Here is a 12,065-nt window from a genome sequence, read left to right on the forward strand (position 1 = left end):
ACTGGGACTGGCCTGGGCCGGGTACTGGCCCGGGCCCAGGAGCTGAGCGCTGACCTGGGCGCCGCGTCTGAGCACTGGCCCGGCCCCCAAGCCGAGCCCAGGACCGGGCGCTGAGGCCGAGCCGCCGCGGCTGAGCAGTGGCCCGGGGGCCCAGGGCCGGGCGCTGAGCGCTGGCGGGTGCCTGCACCGAGCCCTCGCGACGACTCACAGCGGGTGCCGAGGCCGGCCCAGGACCGGACTCGGAGACCGGGCCCTGGCCTGGCGCCGCAGACGGGCCCGAGGCCGGGCGCCGGCCCGGGCCCGGAGACCGGACCCAAGCCGGGCGCTGGGAGCTCGGGACGCTCACAGCGGGGGCCCCGGGCCCGAGCCGCCGCGGCTGAGCAGTGGCCCGGGGGCCCAGGGCCGGGCACTGAGCGCTGGCGGGTGCCTGCACCGAGCCCTCGCGACGACTCACAGCGGGTGCCGAGGCCGGCCCAGGACCGGGCTCGCAGACCGGACCCTGACCTGGCGCCGCAGACGGGCCCGAGGCCGGGCGCCGGCCCGGGCCCGGAGACCGGACCCAAGCCGGGCGCTGAGGCCGGGCCCGAGCCGGGCGCCGAGTCCTCGCGACGGCTCACAGCGGGGGCCCCGGGCCGCTGAGGGCAGCGTTGCCTCCGGGAAACGGTGGTGATGCGGACGGGTAACAGCGGGACCGCACGCTCGTTCCATGACCTCGACACAGCGTGTGGTGGTGGTCGGCGGCGGCATGGCCGGTGCCCGGCTCACCCAGCAGCTCGCCGCAGCGGACGACGTGGACCTCACCGTCGTCGGCGAGGAGACGCACGCCGCCTACAACAGGGTGCTGCTCGCCGAGGTGCTCGCCGGGCGCTACCCCGCCGAGGTCGTCGCCCTCCCGGCGCCGCCCCCGCGCACCCGCTGGCTCAGCGGGGTGCGAGCCGTGCGCGTCGACCGCGCGGAGCGGCTCGTCGTCTGCGACGACGGCGCGGCACTCCCGTACGACGCGCTCGTCCTGGCCACCGGGTCCAACCCCGTGCTGCCGCCGCTGCGCGGCCTGTTCGGGCCCGAGCGGACGATCGGCCAGGCCCTCGGACGGACCGCCGCGCAGGAAGGTCCCGAGGAGCAAACAGGGGCCGGGGTCCGTCGCGCCAGGACCGGCGCCCGGACCAGCGCCCCGGGGGACGGGCTTCCCGAGGGCGTCCGCGCGTTCCGCACCATGGACGACTGCCTCGCGCTGGAGCGCGAGCTGCGCCCCGGTGTGCGGGCCGTCGTCGTCGGCGGCGGGCTGCTCGGTGTCTCCGCCGCACGGGCGCTCGCCCGGCGCGGCGCCCAGGTCGTCCTGACCCACCAGGGCGAACACCTCATGGAGCGCCAGCTCGACCCGGGCGCCTCCGAACTGCTGCGCGACCACCTCGGGCAGTTGGGCGTCGAGGTCCACACGGAGTGCCGGGCGCGCGGCCTGCTCACCCGGCCCGCGAAGCGCACCGGGGGCGGCCCGGCCCACGCCACCCGCGCCGTGCGCGCGGTGACTCTGGCCGACGGCTACGAGCTGGCCGCCGATATCGTCGTCCTCGCCTGCGGCGTCCGCCCCCGCACGGGGCTGGCGCAGGCCGCCGGGCTCGCCCTCGGCAGCGGCGCCGGACGCGGAATCGTCGTCGACGACCAGCTCCGCACCAGCGACCCCCACATCTACGCGATCGGCGACTGCGCGGAGCACGACGGCGTGCTCTACGGCCTCGCGGGCGCGGCCCAGGAGCAGGCCGACACGCTCGCCCGCGTCCTCACGGCGAACGCCCCGGCCACCGGAGCCGCGCCCGCACCCGTCGCCCCCCGATACCGCGGCACCCGCGCCCTGACCCGGCTCACGCTCGCCGGGGACCCGCAGGGGCTGCCCCTGGACCTCGCCGCTTTCGGCGAGACCGACCCGCTGCCCGACGACGACGTCGTACGGCTCGCGGACGCGACCCGCGGCAGGTACCGCAAGGTCGTCGTCCGCGGTGACCGGCTCGTCGGCGGCATCCTCCTCGGCGATCTCGGCACCGTCGGCGCGCTCGCCCGTACCTGGGAGGGCGACGAGCCGCTGCCCTCCGCTCCGCTGCTCCACCTGCTGACGAATGATGGAGGCTCCTGAGATGTCCACGGAGACACCCGCGCAGACCTCGCCCGCGCCGCGCGCCGCGCACGACAACGAGCACGAGCACGAGCACGAGCACGAGCGGGCGATCGTGCTGGTCGGCCACGGGATGGTCGGGCAGCGCTTCCTGGAGGGCCTGGCCGCGCGCGGCGCGACCGAGGGCGCGCGGGTGGTGGTGCTCTGCGAGGAGCCGCGTCCCGCGTACGACCGCGTCCGGCTGACCTCGTACTTCGAGGGATCCACTCCCGAGGACCTCTCGCTCGTCGACGACGGGTTCATGGACAAGTACGGCATCGAGATGCACGTGGGCGACCCGGCCGTCGCCGTCGACCGCGAGGCGCGCACGGTCACCTCGCGCGCCGGGCACACCTTCGCCTACGACACGCTGGTCCTCGCCACGGGCTCGTACCCCTTCGTCCCCCCGGTCCCCGGCAAGGACAGCGCGGGCTGCTTCGTCTACCGCACCATCGAGGACCTGCTCGCCATCGAGGAGTACGCGTCCAAGGTGCGCACCGGCGTCGTCGTCGGCGGCGGGCTGCTCGGCCTGGAGGCGGCGGGGGCGCTGAAGGGGCTGGGCCTGGAGACCCACATCGTCGAGTTCAACCCGCGCCTGATGGCCCTCCAGGTGGACGAGGGCGGCGGCGCGGCCCTGCGCCGCAAGATCGAGGACATGGGCCTGGCCGTGCACACGGGCGTCGGCGGCAAGGAGATCACCGCCGACGACTCCGGCGCCGTCACCTCCATGACCCTCTCTGACGGCTCCGCCATCGACACAGGGCTCGTCGTCTTCTCGGCGGGCGTGCGCCCCCGCGACCAGTTGGCCCGCGAGTGCGGCCTGGACGTGGGCGAGCGCGGCGGCGTCGTCGTGGACGAGCACTGCCGCACCAGCGACCCGCACGTGTACGCGATCGGCGAGTGCGCCAAGGCCGTCGACGGCATGGTCTACGGGCTCGTCGCGCCCGGCTACGAGATGGCCGAGACGGCGGCCGGGACCATCGCCGCCCAGGCGGAGGGCGAGCCGGACGGCGCCGCCTTCACGGGCGCCGACACCTCCACGAAGCTGAAGCTCCTCGGCGTGGACGTGGCCTCCTTCGGCGACGCGCTCGGCGCGGCCGAGGGCTGCCTCGACGTCGTCTACTCCGACTCCCGCGCCGGCGTCTACAAGAAGCTCGTCGTCGACGGGGACGGGGTGCTGCTCGGCGGCGTACTCGTCGGGGACGCCGACGCGTACGGCATGCTGCGCCCCCTCACCGGGTCCGTGCCGCCCGTCTCCCCCGAGTCGCTGGTGCTGCCCGCAGGGGCGGGCGCGCCCGCCGCGCTGGGGCCCTCCGCGCTGCCGGACGAGGCCGTCATCTGTAGCTGCCACAACGTCGACAAGGGCACCATCCGCGCCGCCGTCACCGAGCACCGGTGCACGGACGTGCCCGCCGTCAAGAAGTGCACCAGGGCGGGCACGGGCTGCGGGAGCTGCGTCAAGGTGCTCGGGCAGCTCGTGGACGCGGAGCTGGAGGCGAACGGCGTCACCGTCGACAAGGGCCTGTGCGGCTGCTTCGCGCACACCAGGGCCGAGCTGTACGAGATCGTGCGCACCCTGCGCCTCACCAGCTTCGCCGAACTGCTCGACTCGCACGGCCGCGAGGGCGCCAGGAACACCGACGGCTGCGAGATCTGCAAGCCCGCCGTCGCCTCGATCATCGCCTCCCTCGCGCCCAGCATCGGCGCCGACGGACACGTGCTGGCCGGTGAACAGGCCGCGCTCCAGGACACCAACGACCACTTCCTGGCCAACCTCCAGCGCAACGGCTCCTACTCCGTCGTCCCCCGCGTGCCCGGCGGCGAGATCACCCCGGAGAAGCTGATCGTCATCGGCGAGGTGGCGCGGGACTTCGGCCTCTACACCAAGATCACCGGCGGCCAGCGCATCGACCTGTTCGGCGCCCGGGTGGACCAGCTCCCCGCGATCTGGGGGCGGTTGGTGGACGCGGGCTTCGAGTCGGGGCACGCGTACGGAAAGGCGCTGCGCACCGTCAAGTCCTGCGTCGGGCAGACCTGGTGCCGCTACGGCGTGCAGGACAGCGTCCGCATGGCCATCGACCTGGAGCTGCGCTACCGGGGGCTGCGCTCGCCGCACAAGCTGAAGTCGGCCGTCTCGGGGTGCGCCCGCGAGTGCGCCGAGGCAATGGGCAAGGACTTCGGGATCATCGCGACGTCGAACGGCTGGAACCTGTACGTCGGCGGCAACGGCGGCGCGACGCCCCGCCACGCCGACCTCCTCGCGCAGGACCTCTCGGACGCCGAACTGGTCCGGCTGATCGACCGGTTCCTGATGTTCTACATCCGCACCGCCGACCGCCTGGAGCGCACCTCCACCTGGCTGGAGCGGATCGAAGGCGGCCTGGACCACGTGCGGGACGTCGTCGTGCACGACTCGCTCGGCCTGTGCGACGAGCTGGAGGCCCTGATGGCCGACCACGTGGCGCACTACAAGGACGAGTGGGCCTCGGCACTCGACGACCCCGAGAAGCTCGCCCGCTTCGTCTCCTTCGTGAACGCGCCGGACGCGCCCGACCCCACCGTCGGGTTCGTGTCCGAGCGCGAGCAGATCAAGCCCGACCTGACGCTGCTGTCGGGGCCCGACATCCCCGTCCGCACGACGGACCTCGACCTCGACCTCGCCCTGGAAGGAACCCCCTCGCGATGACCACCACCGCCCCCGCACCGGCCCCGGCCCTCAGCACCGCCACCGTCCGACGCACCACCGCACGCGTCGAAGTACGGCTCCCCGGCGGCTGGTTCACGGTCTGCGACCTGGACCGCCTCACCCCTGGCCGCGGCGCCGCCGCACTGCTGCCCGACGGCGCGCAGGTCGCCGTCTTCCTCGACCGCACGGGCACCCCCTACGTCATCGGCAACCGCGACCCCTTCACCGGCGCCTGCGTCCTCTCCCGCGGCCTCCTCGGCACCTCCAACGGCACCCCCTTCGTCGCCTCCCCCCTGCTGAAGCAGCGCTTCGACCTCCGCACGGGCCACTGCCTGGACGACGACACGGTGACGATCCCGGCCTTCACGGCCCGGACGGTGGGGTAAAGCGTGCAGGGGTACGCCTGGTGGGCGGGGCCGCGCGGGTGCGGGCACCGGTGAGCGGTGCGGGTGCCGCACCGCTCACCCCACAGGCCGCACACCCCGATGATGGGCCCATGCCCGTACGGCCTGCTCCATCGCCTTGACCCATTCCGCACCGGGATTCCGGACGCTGCGGGCCGGTCTCCGTTCGTACGGCCGCGATCGCCGCCCGCCTACGTAGCCGACTGGCCCGACCTCCCGGACTGGCAGAAGGAGACGGACGCGGACATCTTCGAGACCATCGAGGCGACGGCCCAGTAGCGGCGGGCCACGCGCGAGAGCCGCCCAGAACTCCGCGTCGCCAGCCCCTACGCTGACGCGGGTGACGCGCTTGATCGTGGCAGCAGGCGGAGGGGGCGACGCGGTCGCCGCGTCGGTATGGGATACCGCGAGGTATGGCGCCGAGAGGCCCGCGGTGATCCTCACCTACTCGTGGGACCGCCTCCTGATCGACCCCGCGCCGGGGCCCCGCAGCCCCCGGGACTTCACGGGTCTTCGTCCACTGACGCCGAGCGTCCAAGCCGTACCGGCCGGGGCCGCGCCAGTAGCCCCGGCAGGCTCCACGCTCCCGCGACTGGCCGACGTCCTCCCGCAGACCTTCGCGCTGATCGACCCACGTCACGGCGTGCTCGGCATGACACGTCAGCTCGAAGAACTCATCGCCCACCTGGCCCCGGAGACGATCGATCTGCTCGACGTCGGGGGCGACATCCTCGCCCGGGGCGACGAGCCCACCCTGCGCAGCCCTCTCGCCGACGCGCTCACCCTGGCCGCCTGCGCCCGCCTCGATGCCCCGGTCCGGCTGCTCGTCGCCGGCCCCGGCCTGGACGGCGAACTCCCGCCGCAGCAACTCCGCGACCGCCTCGGCCCCCTTGTCCTCACCCTGACCCCGGAGACGGTCCTCCACCACCTCACCCGGTTCGAGACCGAGGCCCGCACCCGAGGCATCACCCACACCACGTTCCGCCGCCTCACCGAGGCACTGGGCTTCAACGTAGCCCAACGCCCGCACCTCCGGGACCTGTTGCTCGCCACCCGCCCGGAGCAGTACGAGGCCCCGCTGTGGCGGATCACGCCCGGGACTTGAGCGAGGAGCTTTACGGGTTCGAGGCATTGGAAGCCCCAAGGCGCCCGGGAGAGGCCGCGCACGCGCACGAAGAAGTGCCAATTGTGATCACCGGCCGAAACTCACCAGAACCATCCGACTCACGCCTGAGATTCCCCTAGAATTCATGGTCGAGCGAAGGGAAGGCCATGAAGATCACCGATCGATCCGGCACCCCTCTCGCAAGAGATGATGTCATGTCCGCGTTAGAAAAGGATGGAATAGTTCATATTTTCGAAGCCAGTCGCGAAGATTTTATGGATCAACTTTCACCCCTGCTGAAGATTTTCCCCCATCCGCACGCCACAGGTGACGGATGGACGTTGATCCATCCGCATCACGAACCCGGTAAGACAGCAGATGAAAAGGGATTCACAAGCGCCGCCTTGCCACCCCACACAGATCGCGGCCTCCTGAATCAACCCCCTTCCATCCTGTTTTTCCTATTACTGAGATGCCCTTCGTCAGGGGGTGACGCCCTGTTGGTTGACACGGCAAAAGTTTACCGAAGCGTCAGCATCGAAGAGCTGCCAAAACTACAACACGAGCTATGGCTCGAAAGTGTACGCTACAGAATAAGACAAAATCTTTTCACGGTCGATGACGGGTTTTGCATAAGCCGTTACCGGATCGACCACATAGCAGCCCCGATTCCCTTTTCACGGCGCACCGAGGACCTGCTGAGAGAACTACAGAAGGCTGCGGCACATCCCACTCAGATCGAAATGCTACCGGGACAGGGGTACCTGATACACAATCATCGTTTTCTTCATGGCAGAACAAGATTTACTGGTTCCCGCCTAGGCGTTCGCCTATTGGCCACAGTGGCCGACACCTCAGCACACCAGTGGATGAACCGAGGCTTCGCAATTCGTCAATGGTAGCCACACGAAAGAATACATATGACAAGACAGCCCTCTTACACGGACCGGGAACAGGTTGAATCGGCTCTTGCATCCTTGCCAAACACCACGGCTCCATCATTCCTTCAGGAGATTCGCCGTGTAATCGACCGCACGAACGACGCCGAACAAATCTTCCGGCTGATTTGCGAGGATCGCTCTCGCCCTCGCGACATCAGGTTCGCAGCACTGTATGCGGCACTTCTTCGGCTACGCAGAGAAGAGCGCCTGACTGACTATGCAGAGTTGACTGACCGGCACGAGGAAGAATTTGGAAATGAACCGTACTTTCATACATTCCGTGCCGTGATCTTGCGCCTGGAAGGAAATCTTACGGGCTTGCTTCAAGCGATCGAGCATTCCCGCGAAGCAGCACGCCTACTTCCAGGGGTTCCGGGAGTACAGCATCAGGTAGCAGAGTTCATCGTCGAATATATGGAACGGCGCGAAAACAAACCGCAGCCCAACGAGTTGAAAGAGGCCGAAGAACTCGTGGATCGGTCCATTACTCTCACCAACGGACGCGTCGCCCACTATTTCGAAACAAAGGCACGCATCCTGTGTCTCAATAATGATTTTGAGACGGCGCGCGGTCTGGTACGTCGAGCCATAGAACTTGAGCCGAGAGAAGGCCATGATTACCTTCGGCGCATTTCTCAGTATCAGACCACGAGAGTGAAGATCGATGTCTTCGCCCAGCGCGCCGATTGGCTCAAGGATCGGGATGACTTCCGTCGCGAGCTGGGGCAGTTCAGAACCCAACAGCTAGAACTGTTGGGCCTTCTCGCGGGAATTGTTGCCTTCGTCGCGAGCACCGCGAACATTGCGAGTCAAGTCACAGGATCCTCCGGTGTGCGGCTGGTGACCGCAATGACGGGAGCATTGATCTTGGTTTTCTCCTCATTTTTCTGGATGAGCGGTGGACGTGACTGGCGAAAATACGCACTTTCCGCTTCGCTCGGCGCACTCCTGCTTGCCGTCGGCCTCATGGCTCCGGATTGGCTGGTGCATTGAAAATGATGATCCTGGACCGAGTCACCTCACCGGGCGGCCGGCACAGCAACGAAGACCGTCTAGGAAACTCGGGAAATTTCGCCTGGGTGATCGACGGAGCCACCGATCTTTCTCATGACTCTTTCCTCCCAGCCGAAACAGATGTGCAATGGCTAGTAGACCGGCTCGGCGAACATCTTACCGAGATCGGCACAAGCTCCACCTCGGCTGACGCAAGGAGTCTTCTGGCGTCGCTGTCCTCACGTCTCGGAGAAGAGATCAGAGAAGAGAAATTCCCTCAAGACCGCATTCACCCGACATGCTCAATCGGGTTGCTTATCTCTGGGCCTCAGAATCTACAGTTGGCTCGCGTTGGAGATCCGACCTGTCTGGCTTTCGGCGCTGAAACCGTAGAGCTGTCCACCGACTTCTTTGGACGACGTGAAGCCCAGGCTGTCAACCGCTCGAAATCTGGAGACTTGAGTCAAGAAGAGAACCGTCGGGGCATCGTGGAGCGCCGCCAGCAATACATTGAAGGAAAGTGGGAGGAGTCTGTCTTCTCTGGACACCCCAAGGCACGCCTTCACATTGAGTCAGCGACGGTGGAAGCGACCCGATACCAGTACGTCCTGCTGTGCAGCGACGGGTTCGCGCGGGCCGTGGTTGACTACGGAATCTATCCGGACTGGCCAACGCTTCTGAGGACTTCTCTGGAACATGGGCTATCAAGAGTTGTCGATCAAATCCGTTCACACGAGAAAGACCGCCCCAGAGGGGGAAAAGAAGAAGAGCAGGGCCATTTCAAAAAGTCGGACGACGCCACAGCCCTGCTCGTAAAAATTTAATTGCTTGCTCACCTCCCCACCACTGAAGGCGGAACCGCATGAACACCGAGCAGCAGCCCTACCTCGTTGAACGAAACCGCGGGTATTTCGAGTATCAGCTTCCAGTCTCCGTGAAAGTCGTGCTCAACCTTTCGGGGATGATCCCTCTACTCAAGAACGAGCGAGAGGAATGGGAACTCCCGGGGGGAAAGCTGGAGCTCAAAGAAACGCCAGAATCGACTGCGCTGCGGGAGGTGGAGGAGGAACTCGGGCTTGAGGCCAACAAGTTGACAGGGTTGCAGATCGTGGACAGCTGGGTCTACGAGATCTTCGTCCATCGCCATGTGTTCGTCGTCAGCTATGGAGCCGAGTACCTGGGCACAAAGCGGCCCAGGCTCTCGAACGAGCACAAGGAGCTGGGACTGTTTCCGTACGAGGACATCTCAGCTCTGAATATGCCGCAACCCTACAAGCGCACCATTGATTCCTGGAGGATCAGGCACACAGTGAACTGATTCCCCGTGAGCAACGAGGACTTCAGCTGTTCCCGTCTCACTCCCCCTTGCCCGCCTCCGCGATGCGGTTCAGGACAGCGCGCAGTGCCAGTTCGTAGCCGAAGACCCCGTGGCCCGCGACGAGGCCCTGGCAGACCGGTGCCGTGACCGAGGTGTGGCGGAAGGGTTCGCGGGCGTGGACGTTGGAGATGTGGATCTCGATACAGGGGACGCCGAGGCCGGCCACGGCGTCGATGGCGTCGCGCAGTGCGTAGCTGTAGTGGGCGTAGGCGCCCGGGTTGAAGACGATGCCGCTGTCGGCGTGCCGCGCCTCGTGGATGAGGCCGACCAGCTCGCCCTCGCTGTTGGACTGCGCGCAGTGCACCTCGGCGCCCAGTTCCCCGGCCAGCGCCGCCGTCCGCTCCTCGATCTCGCGGAGCGTGGTGCTGCCGTACTGAGCGGGGTCGCGCTCGCCGAGCAGGTTCAGGTTGGGGCCGTGCAGCAGCAGGATGCGCGGGGTGCCGTGCGTCGAAGTCATCGTCAGTGGTGTCCGATTCGTCGGTCGAGGGCGAGGCTGGCCTCGTCCATGGCGAGGGCTGTGGCAAGGCGGGCCTCCTCCTCGCTCCCGTATCCGAGCGCGGAGGCGATCTCCGCCCAGTCGCGGCCCGCCGCGAGCAGCGCCCGTACGGCGGCACCCAGAGCGGTGTCGGCGGCCCGGCGCAGTTCGCCCAGCTCCGAGAGCGTACCCAACAGGTCGGGCGCGGTGCGGGCACCCGCGTCGCGGTCCTGGACGCGGTCGAGCGACCGGCCGGCGGTGACCCACCAGTCGCCGGGCGTGGCAGCGGGGAGTTCCGGAGTCACGGTCATGGCATCACCCTAGTGGCGTGGACCGTCGAATGGTTCGGCTGGTCCGCTCAGCGGACCAACCTCGTGCCCCGGCGAACCCCCATGCGTTCTGGTCCACGCACCGGACCGCACCCCATACTGTCCGCAGTTCAGGGCGTCCCCCGGACCGGTCAGCGGTCCGCCACGCGCCACCGACTACGGAGAGGCAGGCACGGCGAAGTGAGCAGCGAGGCGGCCGGGGGTATGCGGACCGTGCAGCGGGCCATCGACGTGCTCGGGCTCTTCAGCGACCAGCGCCCCGCGCTCTCCCTGAAGGAGATCGTCAGCGGCAGCGGACTGCCCAAGACCACGGTGCTGCGCCTGCTCCAGACCCTCCGCGTCAACGGCCTGCTCTGGCTCGACGAGCACGGCCGCTACATCGCGGGCCCGGCCTTCCTGCGCTGGGCCCGCATGGCCGAGGAGGGCTGGCGGCTGCCCGCGCCCGTACGGCGCACGCTGCGCGAACTCGCCGCCGAGCAGCGGGAGACGGTGCACCTGTACGTACGCCGCGATCTGCACCGCATCTGCGTCGCCCAGGAGGAGGGCCCCCAGGCGCTGCGCCATGTCGTACGGGTCGGCGACGAGCTGCCGCTGTGGGCGGGCGGCCCCTCCAAGGTGCTGCTGACGTCCGCCGACGACGTGCTGCTCGACCGGATCGCCCGCCACTCCCCGCACGGCGTCGCACACGTGGACACCCTGCGCCGCTGGGTCGCCGAAGCGCGCAGGCACGGCTACGCGGTCAGCCACGGCGAGCACGAGGAGGGACTGTCCGCGGTGGCCGTCCCTGTGCGGGCGCCCGGCGGCAAGGTCGTCGCGGCGCTGTCGTTCGGCGGGCCCTCGCCGCGCTTCACGAAGGAGCGGCTGCCGCACTTCGTACGGGCGCTGACCGCCGCAGCGCGTACCGTCGCCGCCGACGGCCTCGGCGGCCTGCCGACGGAGGGGTGACGAGGGGGTCGATGACTGACGGGCCCCGTCGTCGACGCCAGGGCCGCGACGCCCCCGCCCCTACACCCGCAGATCCTCCGCCGCGCCCGCCACCCGCGCGATGAGCCGCAGCAACTGCTCCTGCTCGTCCGCTGCGAGCGGGGCGAGGAAGACCCGGTTCATCCGGGCGGTGCGGGTGACCAGCTTCTTGTGGACGCGCCTGCCCTCGGCCGTCAGCTTCAGCACGTTGCGCCGCCCGTCGAGCGGGTCCCGCACCCGCTCGACCAGCTCGCGCCTGCACAGCCTGGCGACCAGATCGGCGATGGTGGAGCGGTCCAGGTGCACATGCTCGCTCAGCGTGCGCTGGTCGATGTCCGGCTTCTCCTCCAGCGCGTTGAGCACGGCGAACTGCGGCGATGTGGTCTCCTCGGAGACCATGGCCCCCCACAGCAGGCTGTGCGCCTGCTGGAGACGCCTGGCCAGATGGCCCGGGTGCGTGCTCAGATCGACCGCGGCCATTGGGCTCTCCCTCGCGTACTGGCAACCTACTGACGGCGTTCCGGCGGCGCGTCGGCGCGTCGGCGGCGTATGGAAACAGACCCGCCCACTTGATTGGCGTGCTGACTGATTCTCCCCCGGAAAGGGAAGGAGTGTCGAGCGAAAACCCGCTACTGCGGAAGTATT

The 12,065-nt window shown here is 68.7% G+C and carries 12 protein-coding genes; 9 read left to right on the forward strand and 3 right to left on the reverse strand.

The genetic code is table 11. From position 1 onward, the window contains the following. The first annotated feature begins 706 nt into the window (after positions 1-706). The 8 genes from ACYVOO_RS21845 (at position 707) to ACYVOO_RS21880 (ending at position 9,593) form a co-directional block, all read left to right on the forward strand. Positions 707-2,128: an NAD(P)/FAD-dependent oxidoreductase gene (locus tag ACYVOO_RS21845; RefSeq protein ID WP_461017363.1), complete on the forward strand. Its 1,422-nt coding sequence runs from the start codon at positions 707-709 to the stop codon at positions 2,126-2,128. A gap of 112 nt (positions 2,129-2,240) precedes the next feature. Continuing rightward, positions 2,241-4,832 carry a nitrite reductase large subunit NirB gene (gene nirB / locus ACYVOO_RS21850; protein WP_461017394.1) on the forward strand — a complete coding sequence of 864 codons (2,592 nt, stop codon included), beginning with the start codon at positions 2,241-2,243 and terminating at the stop codon, positions 4,830-4,832. Continuing rightward, a complete protein-coding gene (gene nirD / locus ACYVOO_RS21855) occupies positions 4,829-5,218 on the forward strand; it encodes a nitrite reductase small subunit NirD (protein WP_461017364.1) in 390 nt (129 codons plus the stop codon). The genes nirB and nirD overlap by 4 nt, the downstream gene beginning before the upstream one ends. 358 nt (positions 5,219-5,576) lie before the next feature. After that, complete coding sequence (locus tag ACYVOO_RS21860; RefSeq protein ID WP_461017365.1) at positions 5,577-6,341, forward strand: DUF1152 domain-containing protein; 765 nt, start codon at positions 5,577-5,579, stop codon at positions 6,339-6,341. Positions 6,342-6,508: 167 nt separating this feature from the next. Next, positions 6,509-7,243, forward strand: coding sequence for a TauD/TfdA family dioxygenase (locus ACYVOO_RS21865; RefSeq protein ID WP_461017366.1), 735 nt, complete (start codon positions 6,509-6,511; stop codon positions 7,241-7,243). 18 nt (positions 7,244-7,261) lie between these two features. Continuing rightward, positions 7,262-8,275, forward strand: a complete 1,014-nt coding sequence (locus ACYVOO_RS21870) for a hypothetical protein (protein WP_461017367.1) — start codon at positions 7,262-7,264, stop codon at positions 8,273-8,275. A gap of 2 nt (positions 8,276-8,277) precedes the next feature. After that, positions 8,278-9,099, forward strand: coding sequence for a hypothetical protein (locus ACYVOO_RS21875; RefSeq protein WP_461017368.1), 822 nt, complete (start codon positions 8,278-8,280; stop codon positions 9,097-9,099). Between the two features lie 38 nt (positions 9,100-9,137). Next, the gene (locus tag ACYVOO_RS21880; protein ID WP_461017369.1) at positions 9,138-9,593 is read left to right on the forward strand and encodes an NUDIX domain-containing protein; all 456 of its coding nucleotides are present in this window, start codon (positions 9,138-9,140) and stop codon (positions 9,591-9,593) included. 37 nt (positions 9,594-9,630) lie between these two features. Here ACYVOO_RS21880 and aroQ read toward each other — a convergent pair whose 3' ends face one another. Continuing rightward, the gene (gene aroQ, locus ACYVOO_RS21885) at positions 9,631-10,110 is read right to left on the reverse strand and encodes a type II 3-dehydroquinate dehydratase (protein WP_461017370.1); all 480 of its coding nucleotides are present in this window, start codon (positions 10,108-10,110) and stop codon (positions 9,631-9,633) included. Positions 10,111-10,112: 2 nt separating this feature from the next. After that, the gene (locus tag ACYVOO_RS21890; RefSeq protein ID WP_461017371.1) at positions 10,113-10,439 is read right to left on the reverse strand and encodes a hypothetical protein; all 327 of its coding nucleotides are present in this window, start codon (positions 10,437-10,439) and stop codon (positions 10,113-10,115) included. 222 nt (positions 10,440-10,661) lie between these two features. Between ACYVOO_RS21890 and ACYVOO_RS21895 the strand changes: the two genes are divergently transcribed. Next, on the forward strand, positions 10,662-11,402 hold the full coding sequence (locus tag ACYVOO_RS21895; RefSeq protein ID WP_461017372.1) for an IclR family transcriptional regulator: 741 nt from the start codon (positions 10,662-10,664) through the stop codon (positions 11,400-11,402). A gap of 60 nt (positions 11,403-11,462) precedes the next feature. Here the strand turns inward: ACYVOO_RS21895 and ACYVOO_RS21900 are convergent, their stop codons facing one another. Then, positions 11,463-11,900: a MarR family winged helix-turn-helix transcriptional regulator gene (locus tag ACYVOO_RS21900; protein WP_461017373.1), complete on the reverse strand. Its 438-nt coding sequence runs from the start codon at positions 11,898-11,900 to the stop codon at positions 11,463-11,465. Between the last annotated feature and the right edge of the window lie 165 nt (positions 11,901-12,065).

This window comes from Streptomyces daliensis, from assembly GCF_054782395.1.

Bases quoted from the DNA above. Each gene is read 5' to 3' on its own strand.
- ACYVOO_RS21845 (WP_461017363.1), top strand. From the start codon at position 707: ATGACCTCGACACAGCGTGTGGTGGTGGTCGGCGGCGGCATGGCCGGT.
- nirB (WP_461017394.1), top strand. From the start codon at position 2,241: ATGGTCGGGCAGCGCTTCCTGGAGGGCCTGGCCGCGCGCGGCGCGACC.
- nirD (WP_461017364.1), top strand. From the start codon at position 4,829: ATGACCACCACCGCCCCCGCACCGGCCCCGGCCCTCAGCACCGCCACC.
- ACYVOO_RS21865 (WP_461017366.1), top strand. From the start codon at position 6,509: ATGAAGATCACCGATCGATCCGGCACCCCTCTCGCAAGAGATGATGTC.
- ACYVOO_RS21870 (WP_461017367.1), top strand. From the start codon at position 7,262: ATGACAAGACAGCCCTCTTACACGGACCGGGAACAGGTTGAATCGGCT.
- ACYVOO_RS21875 (WP_461017368.1), top strand. From the start codon at position 8,278: ATGATGATCCTGGACCGAGTCACCTCACCGGGCGGCCGGCACAGCAAC.
- ACYVOO_RS21880 (WP_461017369.1), top strand. From the start codon at position 9,138: ATGAACACCGAGCAGCAGCCCTACCTCGTTGAACGAAACCGCGGGTAT.
- aroQ (WP_461017370.1), bottom strand. From the start codon at position 10,110: ATGACTTCGACGCACGGCACCCCGCGCATCCTGCTGCTGCACGGCCCC.
- ACYVOO_RS21890 (WP_461017371.1), bottom strand. From the start codon at position 10,439: ATGACCGTGACTCCGGAACTCCCCGCTGCCACGCCCGGCGACTGGTGG.
- ACYVOO_RS21895 (WP_461017372.1), top strand. From the start codon at position 10,662: ATGCGGACCGTGCAGCGGGCCATCGACGTGCTCGGGCTCTTCAGCGAC.
- ACYVOO_RS21900 (WP_461017373.1), bottom strand. From the start codon at position 11,900: ATGGCCGCGGTCGATCTGAGCACGCACCCGGGCCATCTGGCCAGGCGT.